The organism is Extensimonas vulgaris (assembly GCF_003337425.1).
Lineage (GTDB): Bacteria > Pseudomonadota > Gammaproteobacteria > Burkholderiales > Burkholderiaceae_C > Extensimonas > Extensimonas vulgaris.
The window spans coordinates 174,339-194,891 of record NZ_QPJU01000003.1 but is presented as its reverse complement, the minus strand read 5'-3'; the positions used below and the strand labels follow the sequence as shown (position 1 = coordinate 194,891).

18 protein-coding genes are annotated in these 20,553 nt (G+C 65.3%); 10 read left to right on the top strand and 8 right to left on the bottom strand.

Annotated features, from left to right (window positions below):
* Positions 1 to 265 precede the first annotated feature (265 nt).
* From DFR45_RS06455 to DFR45_RS06435, 5 genes are all read right to left on the bottom strand, one after another.
* Entirely contained in the window at positions 266 to 1,003 is a 738-nt protein-coding gene (locus DFR45_RS06455; protein ID WP_114483028.1) for an amino acid ABC transporter ATP-binding protein, read from the bottom strand.
* Between the two features lie 26 nt (positions 1,004 to 1,029).
* Entirely contained in the window at positions 1,030 to 1,695 is a 666-nt protein-coding gene (locus DFR45_RS06450; protein WP_114482879.1) for an amino acid ABC transporter permease, read from the bottom strand.
* 2 nt (positions 1,696 to 1,697) lie between these two features.
* Positions 1,698 to 2,456, bottom strand: a complete 759-nt coding sequence (locus DFR45_RS06445) for an amino acid ABC transporter permease (RefSeq protein ID WP_114482878.1) — start codon at positions 2,454 to 2,456, stop codon at positions 1,698 to 1,700.
* Positions 2,457 to 2,545: 89 nt separating this feature from the next.
* Positions 2,546 to 3,475, bottom strand: a complete 930-nt coding sequence (locus DFR45_RS06440; RefSeq protein WP_114482877.1) for an amino acid ABC transporter substrate-binding protein — start codon at positions 3,473 to 3,475, stop codon at positions 2,546 to 2,548.
* 121 nt (positions 3,476 to 3,596) lie between these two features.
* Entirely contained in the window at positions 3,597 to 4,586 is a 990-nt protein-coding gene (locus tag DFR45_RS06435; protein WP_114482876.1) for a LysR family transcriptional regulator, read from the bottom strand.
* Between the two features lie 110 nt (positions 4,587 to 4,696).
* On the opposite strand from DFR45_RS06435, the gene DFR45_RS06430 reads away from it, so the two are divergent.
* From DFR45_RS06430 to DFR45_RS06420, 4 genes are all read left to right on the top strand, one after another.
* Positions 4,697 to 5,299, top strand: coding sequence for a TRAP transporter small permease (locus DFR45_RS06430; protein ID WP_114482875.1), 603 nt, complete (start codon positions 4,697 to 4,699; stop codon positions 5,297 to 5,299).
* Positions 5,296 to 6,594, top strand: coding sequence for a TRAP transporter large permease (locus DFR45_RS06425; RefSeq protein WP_114482874.1), 1,299 nt, complete (start codon positions 5,296 to 5,298; stop codon positions 6,592 to 6,594). The genes DFR45_RS06430 and DFR45_RS06425 overlap by 4 nt, the downstream gene beginning before the upstream one ends.
* A gap of 100 nt (positions 6,595 to 6,694) precedes the next feature.
* Positions 6,695 to 6,937, top strand: a complete 243-nt coding sequence (locus DFR45_RS14490) for a hypothetical protein (protein WP_170132846.1) — start codon at positions 6,695 to 6,697, stop codon at positions 6,935 to 6,937.
* A gap of 54 nt (positions 6,938 to 6,991) precedes the next feature.
* Positions 6,992 to 8,032 (top strand): DctP family TRAP transporter solute-binding subunit, encoded by a 1,041-nt coding sequence (locus tag DFR45_RS06420; RefSeq protein WP_114482873.1) that lies wholly within the window; start codon positions 6,992 to 6,994, stop codon positions 8,030 to 8,032.
* Positions 8,033 to 8,098: 66 nt separating this feature from the next.
* On the opposite strand, the gene DFR45_RS06415 is transcribed toward DFR45_RS06420, so the two are convergent.
* From DFR45_RS06415 to DFR45_RS06405, 3 genes are all read right to left on the bottom strand, one after another.
* A complete protein-coding gene (locus DFR45_RS06415; protein WP_114482872.1) occupies positions 8,099 to 8,377 on the bottom strand; it encodes a Txe/YoeB family addiction module toxin in 279 nt (92 codons plus the stop codon).
* Positions 8,367 to 8,624, bottom strand: a complete 258-nt coding sequence (locus tag DFR45_RS06410; protein WP_114482871.1) for a type II toxin-antitoxin system Phd/YefM family antitoxin — start codon at positions 8,622 to 8,624, stop codon at positions 8,367 to 8,369. The genes DFR45_RS06415 and DFR45_RS06410 overlap by 11 nt, the downstream gene beginning before the upstream one ends.
* A 301-nt stretch (positions 8,625 to 8,925) precedes the next feature.
* Positions 8,926 to 10,749 carry an ABCB family ABC transporter ATP-binding protein/permease gene (locus tag DFR45_RS06405; RefSeq protein WP_114482870.1) on the bottom strand — a complete coding sequence of 608 codons (1,824 nt, stop codon included), beginning with the start codon at positions 10,747 to 10,749 and terminating at the stop codon, positions 8,926 to 8,928.
* On the opposite strand from DFR45_RS06405, the gene DFR45_RS06400 reads away from it, so the two are divergent.
* The 6 genes from DFR45_RS06400 to DFR45_RS06375 all read left to right on the top strand — a co-directional run bounded on the left by DFR45_RS06400 (position 10,738) and on the right by DFR45_RS06375 (position 20,544).
* Positions 10,738 to 11,013 (top strand): hypothetical protein, encoded by a 276-nt coding sequence (locus DFR45_RS06400; RefSeq protein ID WP_146953246.1) that lies wholly within the window; start codon positions 10,738 to 10,740, stop codon positions 11,011 to 11,013. The two genes, DFR45_RS06405 and DFR45_RS06400, sit on opposite strands and share 12 nt — an antisense overlap.
* Before the next feature lie 49 nt (positions 11,014 to 11,062).
* On the top strand, positions 11,063 to 12,979 hold the full coding sequence (locus DFR45_RS06395; protein WP_114482868.1) for a type IV pili methyl-accepting chemotaxis transducer N-terminal domain-containing protein: 1,917 nt from the start codon (positions 11,063 to 11,065) through the stop codon (positions 12,977 to 12,979).
* A complete protein-coding gene (locus tag DFR45_RS06390) occupies positions 12,976 to 13,758 on the top strand; it encodes a response regulator (RefSeq protein ID WP_114482867.1) in 783 nt (260 codons plus the stop codon). Before DFR45_RS06395 ends, DFR45_RS06390 begins: the two co-directional genes overlap by 4 nt.
* A 222-nt stretch (positions 13,759 to 13,980) precedes the next feature.
* Entirely contained in the window at positions 13,981 to 15,294 is a 1,314-nt protein-coding gene (locus DFR45_RS06385; RefSeq protein WP_114482866.1) for an MFS transporter, read from the top strand.
* 59 nt (positions 15,295 to 15,353) lie between these two features.
* Entirely contained in the window at positions 15,354 to 16,712 is a 1,359-nt protein-coding gene (locus DFR45_RS06380) for an MFS transporter (protein WP_114482865.1), read from the top strand.
* A 37-nt stretch (positions 16,713 to 16,749) separates the two neighbouring features.
* Complete coding sequence (locus DFR45_RS06375; protein ID WP_114483027.1) at positions 16,750 to 20,544, top strand: nitrate reductase subunit alpha; 3,795 nt, start codon at positions 16,750 to 16,752, stop codon at positions 20,542 to 20,544.
* Positions 20,545 to 20,553 lie beyond the last annotated feature (9 nt).

Here is a 20,553-nt window from a genome sequence, read left to right as displayed (position 1 = left end):
AGCCTCGAGGAATACGCGCTCATTGACCTCGACACGCGCAGCACCGACTGCTTTCGCAAAAGCGCCGAGGGCCTGTGGGTGCTGCACCCGTTCGCACGCGACGAGACCGTGGTGCTCGCAAGTGTGGGCCTGGAGCTGCCGCCAGAGCAGCTGTTTGCCGATGTGATCGACTAATGCGGGACTGGTCGCTATTTTTTATGCAGCTGCTTGCGCAGACACCATAAGCACGAACAGCCCTTTTTGCTTGTAAGAAAGCGACGGCGCGTCAGTGCTGCAGGATCTTGTCCAGGAACTCCTTGGTGCGCGGCTGGCGCGCCTCGGGATGGTCGAAGAACTCGTCCCGGCTGCAGTCTTCCAGAATCCGGCCGCCCACGTCCATGAAGATCACGCGGCTGCTGACCTTGCGCGCAAAGCCCATTTCGTGCGTCACGACCATCATGGTCATGCCTTCGCGCGCAAGGCCCACCATCACGTCGAGCACCTCGCCGACCATTTCAGGGTCCAGCGCCGAGGTGGGCTCGTCGAACAGCATCACGATCGGGTCCATGCTGAGCGCGCGCGCAATCGCCACGCGCTGCTGCTGGCCGCCCGAGAGCTGGCCGGGGAACTTGTCCTTGTGCGCGCCGAGGCCCACGCGCTCGAGCATCTGGAGGCCACGCTTCAAGGCCTCGTCAGGGCTGCGCCCGAGCACCTTGACCTGTGCGAGCGTGAGGTTGTCCGTCACCGAGAGGTGCGGAAACAGCTCGAAGTGCTGGAACACCATGCCCACGCGACTGCGCAGGCGCGGCAGGTCGGTCTTGGGGTCGTGCACGGGTACGCCATCGACATAGATTTCGCCCTTCTGGAAAGGCTCGAGCGCGTTGATGGTCTTGATCAGCGTGGATTTGCCCGAGCCCGAGGGGCCGCACACCACCACCACCTCGCCCTTGTGAATGGTGGTGGAGCAATCGGTGAGCACCTGCACGGGGCCGTACCACTTGGAGACGTTTTTGAGTTCGATCATGGCTTGCATGGGGGTGTTCTTTCTGATCAGCGCACGATGGCGATTTTCTGGTGCAGGCGCTTGACCAGCCTCGACAGCGCATAGCACAGCACGAAATAAACCACGGCCGCGGCCAGGTAGCTCTCGATCGGGCGGCCGAAATTCTTGCCCGCGATCTCGAAGCCCTTGAGCAGGTCGTAGGCGCCGATCGCATAGACCAGCGAGGTGTCCTGGAACAGGATGATGGTCTGCGTGAGCAGCAGCGGCAGCATGTTGCGAAAAGCCTGCGGCAGCACCACGAGCCGCATCACCTGGGCGTAGCGCATGCCCAGCGCCTGCCCCGCGAGCACCTGGCCGCGCGGCACCGACTGGATGCCGGCGCGCATGATCTCGCTGAAGTACGCGGCCTCGAACGCGACGAAGGTGATCACCGCCGACCACTCGGCGCCTATGGGCCGGCCGATGAGCGCAGGCACGAGCAGAAAGAACCACAAAATCACCATCACGAGCGGGATGCTGCGCATGCCGTTGACGTAGATCGTCGCGGGCCAGGCCAGCCAGCGCAGGCCCGACAGGCGCATGAGCGCGAGCAGCGTGCCCAGCACCACGCCGCCCACGGTGGCAACCAGCGTGAGCAGCAGGCTGAAATACAGCCCCTTGAGCAGAAAGTTGGAGACCAGCTCCCAGCTGAAGAAAGAAAAGTCGAGCTGCATGCTCAATGCCCCCCGCCAACGGCCCCAGGCACCACGAGCCCCGGCACGCGCAGGCGCTTTTCGATGAGCGCCATGACGCGGTTGATCGCAAAGGCCGACAGCACGTACAGCGCGGTCACGGCCAGATATATCTCGACACCGCGCGAGGTTTCCTCCTGCGCCTGCATGGCGAACATGGTGAGCTCGGCCACCGACACGGCAAAGGCCACCGACGAGTTCTTGAACACGTTCATCGCCTCGCTCGTGAGCGGCGGGATGACGATGCGAAACGCCTGCGGCAGCAGCACGTAACGATAGACCTGCCAGGGCGTCAGGCCCAGCGCCTGCGCCGCGTAGCGCTGCCCGCGCGGCAGCGCCTCGATGCCCGCGCGCACCTGCTCGGCCACGCGTGCCGAGGTGAAAAAGCCCAGGCCCAGCACCACGAGCACGAAGCCCGGCACGCCCTTGAGCGCCGGCACGAGCGCGGGCACCACGTGGTACCAGACGAAAATCTGCACGAGCAACGGAATGTTGCGAAACAGCTCGACCCAGGCGTTGCCCAGGCGCACCACGAGCGGGTGCCCCTGCAGCGTGCGCAGCGTGCCGATCACGGTGCCCAGCACCAGCGCGATCAACAAGGCCAGCAGCGATACCGTCACCGTCCAGCCCCAGGCCGACAACATCCAGTCCAGATAGGTCACGCTGCCGCCGTGCCCGAAGCAGCCGGACACGGGCTCCTGATCCAGCGTGTCCTGGCAAAACACCTGCCATTCCCAACGCATAAGCCCTCCTCATGGGCAGGGTGCGGCGCAGGCCGCACAAAAAAGCCCCTCGCATGCCTTGCGCGAGGGGCAGTCGCAGGCGTGCGTGCTTATTTTTTCAGCACGTAGTCTTCCATGGGCTTGTCGTTCGGGTGCGCCCAGGCTTCCTTGGTGTATTCGGACAAAGGCAGGCCGATCACCGTGTTGGTGGGTGGAATGGGCTGCATGAACCACTTGTCGTAGAGCTTGGCGAGCGAGCCGTCGGCGATCTGGCGTTTGATGCTGTCATCGACTGCTTTCTTGAACGCCGGATCGTCCTTGCGCATCATGCACGCGATGGGCTCGACCGAGAGCACCTCGCCCACGATCTTGAAGTCCTGCGGGTTCTTGGCCTTGGCGATGTTGGCCGCGAGGATGGAGCCGTCCATCACGAAAGCATCGGCACGGCCCGATTCGAGCAACAAAAAGCTGTCGGCGTGGTCTTTGCCATAGACCTCCTTGAAGTCGATGCCGCCGGCGCGCTCGTGCTTGCGCAGCGTCTGCACCGAGGTCGTGCCCGTGGTCGTGGCCACGGTCTTGCCGTTCAGGTCCTTGATCGACTGGATGCCCGAATTCGCCTTGACGGCCATGCGCACCTCTTCGACGTAGGTGGTGACGGCAAAAGCCACGTCTTTCTGGCGCGCGCGGTTGTTCGTGGTCGAGCCGCACTCCAGATCGACCGTGCCGTTGACCACGAGCGGAATGCGGTTTTGCGAGGTCACGGGCTGGTATTTGATTTCGAGCTTCTGCAAGCCGAGCTGCTTGCGGATGTCTTCGAGGATGCGCTCGCCCATCTCGGTGTGAAAGCCCACGTACTTGCCGTTGCCCAGCGTGTACGACAGGCCAGAGGACTCGCGCACGCCCAGCGTCACGCTGCCCGTGGCCTTGATCTTGGCCAGCGTGTCGTTGGCCTGCGCCAAAGCACCCTGGCTGCCAAGGCCTCCAAAGGCCGCAAACACCAGCGCCGCGAGGGCGGCTTTGGCAAAAGAACGTTTTTGCATTGCAATCTCCTTGTGAGAAATTTCCACCGGCGGCCCTCTGCGAACGGAGCCGCCGCACGACTTGGTAACAAAACAGAAGCGAAGCAATTTTCGCACCGTTTTGCACCAATGCCGTCAACCGTCAACCCTGGGATTTGCGCTGCGCCGCCGGTACCGCTTGCGCCTCTTTCGTCTCCTGCGCCTGCAAATGGCTCCACAACGCCTGCGCGCGGCTTTGTTCGGCGTCCTTGCCTGCGGGCCTGGCGCGGTAGGCGCGCACGGAAAGGCGCAGCTGCAGCGCCTCGCCCGCCTGCGCGTCAGCGGGCAGCGCGCTCACGAGCCGCTGGGCGCGCAGTTCTTCGCGCACCGCACTGTGGGGCAAAAAAGCCAGGCCGTGCCCTTCGAGCGCCATGGCCTTGAGGCCCTCGGCCATGTCGGTTTCATAGACGCGCTCGAGCCGGCCCGCGATGTCCGTCTGCTTGAGCAACAACTCTGCCAAATGCCCGAGGTAGGCGCCAGGCGCGTAGCCGAGATAAGGCTGCGGCCGCACTGCCTGGCCCGCGCGGGTGGGCAGGCGAAACAGCGGCTGTCCATGGGCGTCGGGCTTGCTGTAGGGCGCGAGCAGCTCCTCGCCGAGCTGCACCATCTCGTAGCGCTCGGCGTCGAGCTGCAGGGGCAGCGCCGAGTGGTGGTAGGCGATCAGCAGGTCGCAGCCGCCTTCGACCAGGCGCAGCACGGCGTCGTGCACATTGAGCGCCGCGAGGCGGCTCTTGAACGGGCCGAATTCGGCGTGCAGGCGCGACACCCAGGCCGGGAAAAACGTGAACGCCAGCGTGTGCGGCACCGCGAACGCGATCACGTCCTGCCCCGCCGCAGCCTGAGCGCGCAGCATGGCGCGCGTGCCCTGCAGCGCCTGCAGCCATTCGAGCGCCTGCGCGTACAGCGTCTGGCCCGCGGGCGTGAGGCGCAGCGGGTAGGCGCTGCGATCGACGAGGTCGGTGCCGGCCCAGGCCTCGAGCGCCTGGATGCGGCGCGAAAACGCCGGCTGCGTCACATGCCGCAACTGCGCCGAGCGGCTGAAGCTGCGCGTTTCGGCCAGGCTGACGAAGTCTTCGAGCCACTTGGTTTCCATCGGGGCATTATCGCGAGACGAACGCGACAGCCGCGCCATGCGGCTTTGGGCATGCGGCTTTGGGCACGCCCATCCGCTAACATCCCGCGACCACGTTTTTGCCGCGCCCCATGACCGTCCCTACCGATACCCTCCACTCCCGCGCCGAGGCTGAAGAAGCGCCCGGCGGCGCCTGCCCGATCCCGCTGGTCGCCCCCGTGCCCGACGAGCCGCGCTCGCTGCGCATCGAAGACTGGCTCACCGTGGGCGTGATGGCGCTGCTCGCGCTGATCACCTTTGCGAACGTGCTGGTGCGCTACTTCACGAACAGTTCGTTCGCCTGGACGGAGGAAATCTCGGTATTCCTCATGATCGTGCTCGCGCTCGTGGCGGGCTCGGCCGCGGTGGCGCGCAACCAGCACATCCGCATCGAATATTTCGCCGAAAGCGGCTCGCCCGCGCGGCGCCGGCGGCTCGCGCAGCTGGGCGCGGCCATGGTCGCGCTGCTGTTCGGGCTCATGGCCGTGCTCAGCGTGCGCGTGGTCTGGGACGACTACCGCTTTGGCGAGACTTCGCCCGGCATCGGCGTGCCGCAGTGGTGGTACTCGGGCTGGCTGCCGCTGCTGTCGGCGCTGATCACGCTGCGCGCGCTCGGCCTGCTGCGCCGCTTCAGCCGCCTGCCGCTGCACGAAAGCCCCGCAGCGGGGGGAGCTCCAGCGGAGCGCGCACCATGATCGCGACGCTGCTCTTTGCGGCTTTCATGCTGTTGATGCTGCTGGGCGTGCCGATAGCCGCGTCGCTGGGGCTCGCGGGCGCCGCGGCCATTGCGCTCGCGAATGCCGGCAGCCAGTGGTTCGGCCTGCTCGCCGTGCCGCAGAACTTTTACGCGGGGCTGGGCAAGTACCCGCTGCTCGCGATCCCGATGTTCGTGCTCGTGGGCTCGATCTTCGACCGCTCGGGCGTGGCGCTGCGGCTCGTGAACTTTGCGTTCGCCATCGTCGGGCGCGGCCCCGGCATGCTGCCGCTCGTGGCGATCGCGGTGGCCATGTTTCTTGGCGGCATCTCGGGCTCGGGGCCGGCGAACGCGGCGGCCGTGGGCGGCGTGATGATCGCGGCCATGAACCGCGCGGGCTACCCGGCCAGCTATTCGGCGAGCGTGGTGGGCGCGGCGGCGGCCACCGACATTCTGATTCCGCCCTCGGTCGCCTTCATCATCTATTCAGTGCTCGTGCCCGGCGCCTCGGTGCCGGCGCTGTTTGCCGCGGGCATGGTGCCGGGCGTGCTCGCGGGCCTGGCGCTGATCGTGCCGGCCGTGTGGCTCGCGCGCAAGCACGGCATGGGCGCGCAGGAGGCCGCGCTGCCGCGCCCGCCGTTCTGGCGCAGCCTGCGCGAGGCCGTGTGGGGGCTGGTCGCGCCCGTGCTGATCCTGGGCGGCATGCGCGCGGGCTGGTTCACGCCCACCGAGGCCGCCGTGGTCGCGGTGTTCTACGGCCTGTTCGTGGGCATGGCGATCCACCGCACGATCCGGGTGCGCGATCTGTTCGACATCCTGCGCGAGTCGGGCGAGCTCTCGGCCGTGATCCTGCTCGTGGTCTCGCTCGCAGGGATTTTTGCCTACTCGCTCTCGACCCTGGGCGTGATCGACCCGATCACCAACGCCATCGTCCATTCGGGCCTGGGTGAATACGGTGTGCTCGCACTGCTGATCCTGCTGCTGGTCACGGTGGGCATGTTCCTCGACGGCGTGTCGATCTTTTTGATCTTCGTGCCGCTGCTGTGGCCCATCGTGCAGCACTACCACTGGGACCCGGTGTGGTTCGGCGTGCTGCTCACGCTCAAAGTGGCGCTGGGCCAGTTCACGCCGCCGCTGGCCGTGAACCTCATGGTGTCGTGCCGCATCGCCAACGTGCGCATGGAAGACACCGTGCGCTGGGTCGGCCCCATGCTGCTGGCCATGGGGCTCGTGATGCTGGCCGTGATCGTCTGGCCGCAGCTCGCGCTGTGGTTGCCGCAGGTTATGGGTTATTGATGTTTTTGGCCTAGCAGCCTGTCGGACTTTGGGCGTCGAAAGCGAGAAGGTGCCCCAGCGAGGCCAGTTTTTGCCGGATTCGCAGCCCCATAGTGGTGCTATGGGGCAAGAAGACGGTAAAAAATGGGCCGCTGCGGCGCATTCGCAGCCGACGACTCCAAAGTCCGACAGGCTGCTAGAGTGCAGTGTTCGACGCTATCTGCGACATAAAACCGCGTCTTTTCGGCCTGGGCCGCGTTGCAAATCCTCGCGATACCGCCCGGTATCGCTGTGGTTTGCGCCTTACCCAGACCAAAAATCCATCGGTTTTATTTGTCGCATCAAGCATCAAACACTGCACTAGCGCTTATGGGATAAGCGCTGGCAGCTCTTTTTTATATAGTAAGGAGACCTTCGCATGACCATCCGCCGCACCCTGCTCGCCCTCGCCGCGGCCGCCAGCGCCGCACTCACGCTCGGCGCTGCCGCGCCCGCCGCCGCGCAAACCTACAAAAGCGAATACCGCATGTCGTTGGTGCTCGGCCCGTCTTTCCCTTGGGGCAAGGGCGGCGAGCTCTGGGCCGACAAGGTGCGTCAGAAGACCAACGGCCGCATCAACATCAAGCTCTACCCCGGCGTGTCGCTGATCCAGGGTGACCAGACGCGCGAATTCTCCGCGCTGCGCCAGGGCGTGGTTGACATGGCCGTGGGCTCGACCATCAACTGGTCGCCGCAGGTCAAGCAGCTCAACCTGTTCTCGCTCCCCTTTCTGATGCCCGACTACGCCGCCATCGACGCGCTCACGCAGGGCGAGGTGGGCAAGCAGATTTTTGCCACGCTCGACAAGGCCGGCGTGGTGCCGCTGGCCTGGGGCGAGAACGGCTACCGCGAGATTTCCAACTCCAAAAAGCCGATCAAGACGCCCGAGGACCTCAAGGGCATGAAGATCCGCGTGGTCGGCTCGCCGCTGTTCCTCGACATCTTCAGCGCGCTCGGCGCCAACCCCACGCAGATGAGCTGGGCCGACGCACAGCCCGCGATGGCCAGCGGCGCCGTCGATGGGCAGGAAAACCCCTTGTCGATCTACACCGCGGCCAAGCTCTACACGGTGGGGCAAAAGTACCTGACGCTGTGGGGCTACATCGCCGACCCGCTGATCTTCGTGGTCAACAAAGAGGTCTGGAATTCCTGGACACCCGCCGACCGCGAAGCCGTGCGCCAGGCCGCGATCGAGGCCGGCAAGGAGCAGGTCGCCCTCGCGCGCAAGGGCCTGGTCGAAGCCGACAAACCACTGCTCAAGGAAATCGCCAGCCACGGCGTGAGCATCACGCAACTCAGCCCCGCCGAGCGCGAAGCCTTCGTCAAAGCCACCCGCGGCGTCTATGACAAATGGAAGGGCCAGATCGGCGCCGAGCTCGTGAGCCAGGCGGAAAAGGCGATTGCTGCGCGCAAAAAATAATTGCTGCGCTAAAAATAGCTTGAAGCGCTTGCAAATCAAGCGCTTTGGATCAAAAACACCTAACAGTTACTGGTAGTGGTAACGGCAGGCGATCACCACCAGCGCCTGCGCGTCCACGCAGTACACCAGCCTGTGGGTGTCGTCGATGCGCCGCGACCAAAAGCCCGCGAGGTTTTCTTTGAGCGGCTCGGGCTTGCCTATGCCTTCAAAGGGATGACGCAAGCAGTCCTTGATCAAGGCGTTGATACGTCTCACGGTTTTGCGATCCTGGAGCTGCCAGTAGGCGTAATCATCCCAGGCAGCGAGCGTCCAGGTCAGCTTGCTGAGGGCGGGCTCAATCGGCATCGACCAGGTCCCGCTGCGTGACCTGACCTTGGCGATACTGCTCGATCGAGCGCGCCAGATGTGCCGCGTTGGCCGGCGACTTCAGCAGGTGCACCGTTTCCATGAGGCTATTGAAGGTGTCGAGCGACATCAGCACCGCATCGGGTGCATCGCGGCGCACGATGACCGTGTAGTCGGCATCGTCTATGACTTGATCGATCACGTTTTTGAGGCCGTTGCGCGCCTCCGAGAAATTCACCACCCGCATTGCGACGGCTCCTTGAGTTGTTCTATTAAAAGTACAAGTCTAGCAGCCCAGTGTAGTGTTTGATGCTTGATGCGACAAATAAAACCAATGGATTTTTGGTCTTGGCAAGGCGCAAACTGCAGCGATACCGGGTGGTATCGCGAGGATTTGCAACGCGGCCCAGGCCGAAAAGACGCGGTTTTATGTCGCAGATAGCGTCGAACACTGCACTAGCGAACTTTGGGCGTCGAAAGGCAGGCTGCTGCCCTTGCGCTGCGATCAAGCCTTCTGCCACCCGTCGCTCCCAGCCCACCCCCAAGCCCTATGCCGCGACTGCCGCCTCGCCGCTTTGCTGCAGCGCCCACATGCGCGCGTAGATGCCGCCTTGCGCGAGCAAGGCGGCGTGCGTGCCGCGCTCGACGATGCGGCCGGCTTCGAGCACGAGGATTTCGTGCGCATCGACCACGGTGGAGAGGCGGTGCGCGATCAGCAGCGTGGTCTTGCCCTGCGCGGCGCTGCGCAACTCGGCCTGGATCGCGCGCTCGTTGGCCGAGTCGAGCGCCGAGGTGGCCTCGTCGAAGATCAGAATCGGCGGGTTCTTGAGCAGCGTGCGCGCGATCGCCACGCGCTGCTTTTCGCCGCCCGAGAGCTTGAGCCCGCGCTCGCCCACCAGCGTGGCGTAGCCCTTGGGCGTGGAAGCGATGAAGTCGTGGATGTGCGCAGCGCGCGCGGCCGCCTCGACCTCGGCCTGGCTCGCGCCCGGGCGGCCGTAGGCGATGTTGTAGGCGATGGTGTCGTTGAACAACACCGTGTCCTGCGGCACGATGCCCAGGGCGCGGCGCAGGCTCTCTTGCGTGACGCTGCGGATGTCCTGCCCCGCGATGGTGATGCGCCCCTGCTGCACGTCGTAAAAGCGAAACAGCAGCCGCGCGAGCGTCGATTTGCCCGCGCCCGAGGGGCCGACCACGGCCACCGTCTGGCCCGCCGGAATCTCGAAGCTCAGGCCGCGCAGAATGGGCCGCTCGGGCTCGTAGGCAAAGTGCACGTCCTCGAAGCGCACCACCGGCCGCTCGAGCCCCGCGAGCGGCGGCGCACCGGGCGCGTCGGCGACTTCCTGCGGTCGGTCCATGAGCGCGAACATGCGGTCCACGTCGGTCAGGCCCTGCTTGATCTCACGGTAGATCACGCCGAGGAAGTTCAGCGGGATGTAGAGCTGGATCATGAAGCCGTTGACCATCACCAGGTCGCCCAGCGTCATGCGCCCCGCGACCACGCCCTGCGTGGCGCGCCAGAGCATCACCACGAGCGCCGTGGCGATGATGAGCTGCTGGCCCGTGTTGAGCAGCGACAGCGTGCTCTGGCTCTTGAGGCGCGCGCGGCGCAGACGCTCCAGGCTCTCGTCGTAGCGGCGCGCCTCGAATTCCTCGTTGTTGAAGTATTTGACGGTTTCGTAATTCAGCAGCGCATCGACGGCCTTGCTGTGCGCGGCGGAGTCGGATTCGTTCGCCTGGCGGCGAAACTGCGTGCGCCACTCGGTCACGCGCACCGTGAAGACGATGTACAGCAGCAGCGCCGCGAGCGTGATCCAGGCAAAGCCCGCATCGAACTTCACGGCGAGCACGCCGAGCACGAGCAGCACCTCGACGAGGGTGGCGATGATGTTGAACAAGGTGAACGAGACCAGCGACTCGAGCGCACGCACGCCGCGCTCGATGTCGCGCGACATGCCGCCCGTCTGGCGTTCGAGGTGAAAGCGCAGGCTCAGCGCGTGCAGGTGGCGAAAGGTCTGCAACGCGATGCTGCGCGCCGCGCCCTGCGTGGCTTTGGCAAACACCAACTCGCGCAGCTCGGTGAACAGCGAAGTGCACAGCCGCAGTCCGCCATAGGCAAGCAGCAGCCCCACGGGCACGACGAGCAGCGCCGCTGGATCGCCTGGGCGCACGTTGAGCGCATCCACGAGCGCCTTGAGCAGCACCGGCACGCCCACGTTCGCGAGCTTGGCGCCGACCATGAACGCGATCGCGGCGAGCACGCGCCATTTGTATTGCCACAGATACGGCAGCAGCCGGCGCAGCGTTGCCCAGTCGGAATGCGCTGAAGATGGCGCGGCAGGAGGAGAAGATGCGGATTCACCGTGGCGGCGCATGGACGACAATCAAAGGCAAAACTTGCGATTGTGCGCCTACCCGCCAACATCACCGTCGCCATCGCCGCCTCCACGACGCCCCTTCCCGCCCCGCTGCCCGCTGACAAAAGGCTCATGCGCAAGACCCTCTCCATGCTGGCGGGCCGCAACGCCAACGGCAACCTCTTCGTCCGCTGGAGGATGTCGCAAGCAAACCAGCCCAGCCCCAAGCGCATGGAAAGGTGGATAGCGCAGCGTTGCGAAAATTTCCTGCAGCCTTCTTGACCTTTTCTTCATTTTTCTGCCTGGCCCTTCTTCGTCCTACACTGCCACCATGCGTCTGCCTACCGCACTGACTACCAAGTTGATCGCCCTGGGCGTAAGCTTTTTGCTGGTGGCGATGGTGTCGATTGCGATCACGCTGTGGGCAACGTGGAAGCTTGACGGCGGCGCGGCCGCGGTGAACGAGGCCGGGCGCATGCGCATGCAGACTTGGCAGCTGGCCAGCGCGGCGCAGCTGCAGACGACGGTAGCCGGGCGTGCGGCGCTGGTGCAGCGTTTCGACGACAGCCTGCGCTTGCTGCGCGCGGGAGACCCTGCGCGGCCCCTGTTTGTGCCCTGGGACGATGAAGTCGAGGCCAGCTTCGCGCAGGTGGAAAGACGCTGGGCGCAGCAACGCGCGCAATGGCTGGCCGAATCGCCCCCGCCGCCGGAGCGGGCCGTTGCGCTCGCGGAAGAGTTTGTGACCGCAATCGACCGCTTCGTGCTCTCGATCGAGCGGCAACTCGCGCGTTTCACGGCCATCCTCAACCTGTTCCAGTTCGTGATGATGGCGCTGGCGATCGCGGGCGCCGTGGTCATTCTCTACACAGGCTATCTGTACGTGATCCATCCGCTGGCCAGCCTGGCGCAAGGGCTGCAGCGCGTGCAAGCAGGGGACTTTTCCGTGCGCGTCGATGTGGACAGTTCGGACGAATTCGGCCAGGTGGCGGCGGGCTTCAACCGCATGACCGAGACGCTGCAGTCGCTCTACGGCGAGCTCGAAGCCAAGGTGCAGGCCAAGACGCGCGACATCGAGGCCCAGCGGGCGCGGCTCGAGACGCTATACGAGGTCAGCGCCTTGCTGGCTGAAGCGGACACGATAGAGGAGCTCGCACGCGGTTTCGCGCACAAGGTGCGCGAGCTGCTGCGCGCCGACGCCGCCGCCGTGCGCTGGTCGGACGAGGCAAACCAGCGCTACCTGATGCTGGCCTCCGATTGCCTGCCGCAAGAGCTGGCCGAGCAGGAGCGCAGCCTGCTGGCCGGCGTGTGCGCCTGCGGCAGCCTGCAGCCCGATGCGCGCACGCGCGTGATCCCGATCCTGGCGCATGAGGCTGCCCCTATGCGGCTGTGTGCGCGCGCGGGCTACGAGAGCGTGGTCAGCGTGCCCATCCGGCTGCAGCACCGTCTGCTGGGCGAATGCGACCTGTTCTTTCGTAGCCAAGTGCAGCTAAGTACCGAAGAAACGGCCCTGCTCGACGCCCTGGCCAGCCACCTTGCGAGCGCGCTCGAGGGCCTGCGCGCCGACGCCCTGGAGCGCGAGGCCGCGGTGAGCGAGGAGCGCGCGCTGCTTGCGCGCGAGCTGCACGACTCGATCGCACAATCGCTGGCCTTTCTCAAGATTCAAGTTCAGCTGCTGCGCGGCGCCGTGCAAAAAGGGCAGACCGCGCAGGTGCAGCGCATCCTCGACGAACTCGACGCCGGCGTGCGCGAGAGCATAGGCGACGTGCGCGAGTTGCTGGTGCACTTTCGCACGCGCACGAACACCGACGACATCGAACGCGCACTGCAGGAAACCCTGCGCAAATTCGAACACCAGGCGGGCATCGCCACGCGCTTCGCGGTGCACGGGCAGGGCCTGCCGCTGCCGCCGGACGTGCAGGTGCAGGTACTGCACGTGGTGCAGGAGGCGCTGTCCAATGTGCGCAAGCACGCGCGCGCCAGCCACGTCACGCTGGAGGTGGACAAGGGCGCGCGCTGGCAGTTGCGCGTGCGCGACGATGGGGCGGGGTTCGACCCGCAGCAAAGCCGAGGTACATCGCACGTGGGCCTGCAGATCATGCGCGAGCGCGCCGCGCGCATAGGCGCCGAGGTGCAGGTGGTCACGGCACCGGGTCAGGGCACTACCGTCACGCTAACGCTGCCACCGCACCCGGTCGCGAGCGCCACCGCGCCCACCGCCCTTGCAATCGACCAGGAAGCATCCGCATGACCCAACCCGTTCGCCTGCTGGTGGTCGATGACCACACCCTGTTTCGCCGTGGTCTGGTCGCCCTGCTGTCGCAGGACGAGCGCTTTGCGGTCGTCGGCGAGGCGGGCGACAGTGGCGAGGCCCTGCGCCGCGCGGCTGCGTGCGCGCCCGACATGATCCTGCTGGACAACCACCTGCCTGGCGTGCGCGGGGTGGATGCGATTGCCGGCCTCAAGGAAGTGGCGCCGGCAGCGCGCGTGCTCATGCTCACAGTGAGCGAAAACGAGGAAGACCTCGTGGCCGCGCTGCAGGCGGGCGCCGACGGCTACCTGCTCAAAACCATCAACTCCGAAGACCTGAGCGACTCCATCTGCAAAGTGCTCGCGGGCGAATCCGTGGTCAGCCCCGAGATGTTGGGCAAGCTGGTCGCCGCCCTGCGCAGCCGGCCTGCGGGCGCAGCCGAAGGCAGCCGTGCCGTGCCAGGGCACAGTGCGCAAGGAACAGCAAGTGCGGCGGCGGATACTCCCGCGGTCACAGGTGCTCAGGCACCCGGCGAGCCACACGCACAGGCGCCTGCAGACGATTCGCTGGCGCTGTTGTCGGGGCGTGAGCGGGAAATCCTGGCCCTGATCGCCGCCGGCCTGGCAAACAAAGCCATTGCGCGCGAGCTGGGCATCGCCGAGACCACCGTCAAGATCCATGTGCAGCACATTCTGCGCAAGCTCAAGCTGAGCTCGCGGGTGCAGGCCGCCGTCTTTGTCGCCAGCAAAGGGCTGACATCTTCCTCGAAATTGCCATAAAAAAGACCGTCAATAGCCCCATGGCGTGCGGCTGACGCATTCGGGGAAAGAGCGTGTGTGCGACCTGCGGAAATCCCAGGTTTACGCAAGCCTCATAGTTCTTTGGAACGAGGGCAGCACGCCGCCCTCGTTCTTCTGCCGCAGCCGCGGTATGCCATTGGCGGATGTTCAGCGCCGGGCCAAAGTCGGATAGTCCACACATGCAAATTTGTGGAGGAAGACATGGGCAACGAATTGCACAATTCCCGTAGAGCCTGGTCGGTGCTGATCGTCAGCACGCTGGCGTTCACCGTGTGCTTCATGGTCTGGATGATGTTCGGCGTGATCGGCATCCCGATCAAGAAAATGCTGAACCTCAACGCCACCGAGTTCGGCCTGCTGACCGCGACGCCGGTGCTCACGGGCTCGCTCATTCGTGTGCCGCTGGGCATCTGGACGGATCGCTACGGCGGGCGCATCGTGATGGCCACCCTCATGGCCGTCACCATCCCTGCGATCTGGCTGATGAGCTATGCCACGGCGTTCTGGCACTTCATCGTCATCGGCCTGTTCGTGGGGCTGGCAGGAGGCGCCTTTGCGGTGGGCACGCCCTACGTGGCACGCTGGTTTCCCAAAAACCGCCAGGGCATGGCCATGGGGGTGTACGGTGCGGGCAACTCCGGCGCGGCCGTGAACAAATTCGTCGCTCCGGTGCTGCTGGTGGCATTTGGCTGGACCATGGTGCCCAAGGTCTATGCGGCCATCATGCTCGGTGCGCTGGTGCTGTTCTGGCTGTTCAGCTACCAGGACCCCGCCCACCTGGTGCCCAGCAACGTCCGCTTCAGCGACCAGCTCAAGGCCCTGAAAGACCCGCGCGTCCTCAAATACTGCCAGTACTACAGCATCGTGTTCGGCGGCTACGTGGCGCTGTCGCTGTGGATGGTGCAGTACTACGTAGGCGAATATGGCCTGGACATCCGCATCGCAGCGCTGCTTGCAGCCTGCTTCTCTCTGCCCGGCGGCGTACTGCGCGCGATCGGCGGCATCCTGTCGGACAAGTTCGGCGCGCACAAGGTCACCTGGTGGGTGATGTGGGTGAGCTGGATCTGTCTGTTTTTGCTCTCGTACCCGCAAACGGACTTCACCATCGTGACCGTCAACGGCCCCACGACCTTCCACATCGGCCTCAACGTCTATGCCTTCACGGCGCTCATGGCCGTGCTGGGCGTGGCCTTTGCGTTCGGCAAGGCCAGCGTCTTCAAGTACATCAGCGACGACTACCCGCAGAACATCGGCGCCATCAGCGGCATCGTCGGGCTGGCTGGCGGACTCGGGGGTTTCGTGCTGCCCATTCTGTTCGGCATCCTGCTGGACTGGACCGGCATCCGCTCCAGCGCCTTCATGCTGATGTACGGCGTGGTCTGGGTGTCGCTGATCTGGATGTATTGGACGGAGGTGCGCCACACGGACGTGCTCGGCGGCAGCACCGCAGCACCCGCGAACGACTCTTGCGCTTCAGCCGTGGCTCCACGCACGTCCTTGCGCCCGGTGCGCTGAGGCCATCGCCGCTGCGCCGACCTTTTTTTGCATCCCCGTTTTTTCTCGAAAGGCCCATCATGGCAAGCTCTGCATCCCTGGCCACCACGGGTGGCACCTGGCTCTCGCGTTGGGAGCCGGAGAATGACAGTTTCTGGCGCTCTGGCGGCTCCAGACTGGCCTGGCGCACACTGATCATCACCACGCTCAACCTAACCATGGCGTTCATCGTCTGGTTTCTGGTTTCGGCCCTGGTGGTGCGCCTGCCGCAAATAGGCTTTCGCTTCACGGCCGGCGAGCTGTTCTGGCTCGCGGCCATGCCCGGGCTCGCGGGCGGCACGCTGCGCCTGGTGCATATGTTTCTCACGCCCATGTATGGCACGCGCCGTGTGGTGAGCCTGTCCACGCTGTCGCTGCTAGTGCCGCTGCTGGGCTGGTTCTATGCTGTGCAAAACCCTGCCACCCCCTACTGGGTACTAATGCTGCTGGCCTTTTTGGCCGGCCTGGGCGGAGGCAATTTTTCCTCCTTTATGCCTTCCACCAGCCTGTTTTTCCCCAAGCGCCTGCAAGGCACGGCGCTGGCCATCCAGGCAGGCATAGGCAACTTCGGCGTATCCATCGTGCAGTTCGTCACGCCCTGGATCATCGGCTTCGCGCTCTTCGGTGGCGCAGCCTTCATGGGGACGCCGCAGACCTTGACCAAAGGCGGTGTGCAAAGCCAGGTGTACCTGCAAAACGCCGCAGCGGTGTGGATTCCGTTCGTGCTCGTCTTTGGCGTCTGCGCCTGGCTGATGCTCAAGTCGGTGCCCGTGAAAGCCAATTTTGCGCAGCAGTTCGACATCTTTCGCTCCGGGCATACCTGGGCCATGACCTCGTTGTACATGATGACTTTCGGCGCCTTTTCGGGGCTGTCGGCCACGTTCCCGCTACTCATCAAGCAGCTCTTCGGTCACTTCGAGGGCGCACCCGACCCCTTGGCCTGGGCGTTCTACGGCCCGCTGGTGGGCTCGGCCGCGCGCGTGCTGGCCGGCCCCTTGTCCGACAGGCTCGGCGGCGCGCGCGTCACGCACTGGGCCGGGCTGGGCATGCTCGCGGCCACGCTGTGGCTCACCACACTGACCAACCCCAGCGGCCTGGAGAGCTTTCCCATGTTCGTAGCGGCCATGTTGGTGCTGTTTTTCTTTGCCGGCGTGGGCAACGCCTCCACGTTCAAACAAATGCCCATGTTGTTCGAGCCGCGCCAGGCCGGCGGCGTGATCGGCTTTACCGGCGCCATCGCAGCCTACGGCCCCTTCCTGTTCGGCATGCTGTTTGCCGCCTCGTTTGCCAAATTTCAGTCCGCCACGCCGGTGTTTTATGGCCTGGCCGCCTTCTTCGCTTTCAACGTCGTGCTGAACTGGTGGCTTTATGCCCGCCGCGGTGCGACCCATCCCTGCTGATCCCGCGCACCAGACCACAGCCATCTCGGAGCCTCATATGAGCCATTTTCTCGACCGCCTGACCTATTTTGCGCAGCCGCGCGAGGGCTTTGCCCAGGGCCACGGCCAAACCACCGGCGAAGACCGCACCTGGGAAGACGCCTACCGCAACCGCTGGGCCCACGACAAGATCGTGCGCTCCACGCACGGCGTGAATTGCACGGGCTCGTGCTCGTGGAAGATCTACGTCAAGGGCGGCATCGTCACCTGGGAGACGCAGCAGACCGACTACCCGCGCACCCGGCCCGACCTGCCCAACCACGAGCCGCGCGGCTGCGCGCGCGGCGCCAGCTACAGCTGGTACCTCTACAGTGCCAACCGCGTGAAGTACCCCATGGTGCGTGCGCGCCTGCTCAAGCACTGGCGCGCGGCGCTGGCCGTGGCGAAAAGCCCGGTCGATGCCTGGGCCAGCATCGTCGAAAACCCCGAGGCGCGGCGCGAGTGGCAGCAGCAGCGCGGCCTGGGCGGCTTCGTGCGCAGCAGCTGGGACGAGGTCAACCAGCTCATTGCGAGCGCCAACGTCTATACCGCCAAGAAATACGGGCCTGACCGCGTGATCGGCTTCTCGCCGATCCCGGCCATGTCCATGATCAGCTACGCGGCCGGCTCGCGCTACCTGTCGCTGATCGGCGGCGTGTGCCTGAGCTTTTACGACTGGTACTGCGACCTGCCGCCGGCCAGCCCGCAGGTCTGGGGTGAGCAGACCGACGTGCCCGAATCGGCCGACTGGTACAACTCCACCTTCATCATCGCCTGGGGTTCGAACGTGCCGCAGACGCGCACGCCCGATGCGCACTTTTTCACCGAGGTGCGCTACAAGGGCGCGAAGACCGTCGCGATCACGCCCGACTACGCCGAGATCAGCAAACTCTGCGACCTCTGGCTGCACCCCAAGCAAGGCACCGACGCCGCCGTGGCCATGGCCATGGGGCACGTGATCCTCAAGGAGTTCTACTTCGACCGGCGCAGCAGCTATTTCGACGACTACGTGCGCCGCTATACCGACATGCCCAACCTAGTGCAGCTCGAGGAGCGCTCCCTGGCGGACGGGCGCAAGGTGCTCGTGCCCGGACGCTACCTGCGCGCGAGCGATTTTGCGGGCCAGCTGGGGCAGACGAACAACCCCGAGTGGAAAACGGTGGCGCTCGACCACAGCGACCAGGTCGTGCTGCCCAACGGCTCCATCGGCTTTCGCTGGGGAACCGAAGGGCGCGACGACGCCGGCAAGTGGAACCTCGAAGACAAGGAAGCCTGCCACGGCAGCCAGGTGCAGCTCAAGCTCAGCCTGATGGAAGGCGAAGGCAGCGCCTACGAGGTCGGCGACGTGGCTTTCCCGTACTTCGGCGGCCTGGAGACACCGCACTTCCCGGCCAACAAGCAGGTTGCGGCCGTGGGTGACGTGCTCGTGCGCAAGGTGCCCATGCGGCGCATTGCACTGGCGCAGCAGGGCGAGGGTGGCCACGCGCTCGTGGCCACGGTGTTCGACCTCACGGTGGCCAACTACGGCGTGGCGCGCGGTCTGCCGGGCGAGAACGCCGCGCTCGGTTACGACGACGACACCCCCTACACGCCCGCCTGGCAGGAGAAGATCACCGGCGTGCCGCGCGGCCAGGTGATCGCGGTGGCGCGCCAGTTTGCCGACAACGCTGACAAGACGCGCGGCAAGTCCATGGTCATCATCGGCGCCGCGATGAACCACTGGTACCACAGCGACATGAACTACCGCGGCATCATCAACATGCTGATGATGTGCGGCTGCATAGGCCAGAGCGGCGGCGGCTGGTCGCACTACGTGGGGCAGGAAAAGCTGCGCCCGCAGACCGGCTGGACGGCGCTGGCCTTCGCGCTTGACTGGGTGCGCCCGCCGCGCCAGATGAACAGCACGAGCTTTTTCTACGCCCACACCGACCAGTGGCGCTATGAAAAGCTCGGCGTCGAGGAAATTCTCTCGCCGCTCGCAGACCCCGCCCAATTCGGCGGCAGCCTGATCGACTACAACGTGCGCGCCGAGCGCATGGGCTGGCTGCCCAGCGCCCCGCAGCTGCAGACCAATCCGATCCAGGTGGTGAAAGATGCGCAGGCCGCGGGCCTGGACCCCAAGGACTACGCCGTCAAGGCGCTGCAGGACGGCAGCCTCAAGATGAGCTGCGAAGACCCGGACCACCCGCTCAACTGGCCGCGCAACATGTTCGTGTGGCGCTCCAACATCCTGGGCTCCTCGGGCAAGGGGCACGAATACTTCCTCAAGCACCTGCTGGGCACCACGCACGGCGTGCAGGGCAAGGCCCTGGGCGCGGACGACGCCAAGCCCGCCGAAGTGCAGTGGCACGACAAGGCCCCCGAAGGCAAGCTGGACCTGCTCGTGACGCTGGACTTTCGCATGAGCACGACCTGTCTGTATTCCGACATCGTGCTGCCCACGGCCACCTGGTACGAAAAGAACGACCTCAACACCAGCGACATGCACCCCTTCATCCACCCGCTGTCCACGGCGGTGGACCCGGCATGGCAGAGCAAGAGCGACTGGGAAATCTACAAAGGCTTCGCCAAGGCCTACAGCGAGGTCTGCGTCGGCCACCTGGGCGTGGAAAAAGAGCTGGTGCTCACGCCGCTGATGCACGACTCGCCCGCCGAACTGGCGCAGCCCTTCGACGTGAAGGATTGGAAAAAGGGCGAGTGCGCCCTGATCCCCGGCAAGACGGCGCCCGCGATCACCGTGGTCGAGCGCGACTACCCCAACACCTACGCGCGCTTTACCGCGCTGGGGCCGCTGATGGAAAAAATCGGCAACGGCGGCAAGGGCATTGCCTGGAACACCGTGGACGAGGTGCGCCAGCTGGCCGAGCTCAACGGCAAGGTGCATACCGCGGGCGCCACGCAGGGCATGGCCCGGATCGACAGCGACATCGACGCCTGCGAGGTGGTGCTGCAGCTCGCCCCCGAAACCAACGGCCACGTGGCCGTCAAGGCCTGGGAGGCATTGGGCAAGATCACCGGGCGCGACCATACCCACCTGGCGCTGCACCGCGAAGACGAGAAAATCCGCTTCCGCGACATCCAGGCGCAGCCGCGCAAGATCATCAGCTCGCCCACCTGGTCGGGACTGGAGAGCGAGAAGGTGTCCTACAACGCCGGCTACACCAACGTGCACGAGCTGATTCCATGGCGCACGCTCACGGGGCGCCAGCAGTTCTACCTCGACCATCCGTGGATGCTCGCCTTTGGCGAAGGGCTTTCGAGCTACCGCCCGCCCGTGGACCTCAAGACCACCGGCGAGGTGATGCACCGCACGCCCAACGGTCACACGGAAATCACGCTGAACTTCATCACCCCGCACCAGAAGTGGGGCATCCACAGCACCTACAGCGACAACCTGCACATGCTCACGCTCAACCGCGGCGGGCCTGTGGTGTGGCTCAGCGAAGACGACGCGCGCCGCGCCGGGATCGCCGACAACGACTGGATCGAGCTCTTCAATGCCAACGGCGCGATTGCTGCACGCGCGGTCGTGAGCCAGCGCGTCAACCCGGGCATGGTGCTCATGTACCACGCGCAGGAAAAAACCATCAACACCCCGGGTTCGGAAGTCACCGGCACGCGCGGCGGCATCCACAACTCGGTCACGCGCATCGTCACCAAGCCCACCCACATGATCGGCGGCTACGCCCAGTTCAGCTACGGCTTCAACTACTACGGCACCATAGGTACGAACCGCGACGAATTCGTCGTGGTGCGCAAGATGCGCAAGATCGACTGGCTCGACGACGAAGCCCCCGCGGCCACCCAGGCCTGAGCAACAAGG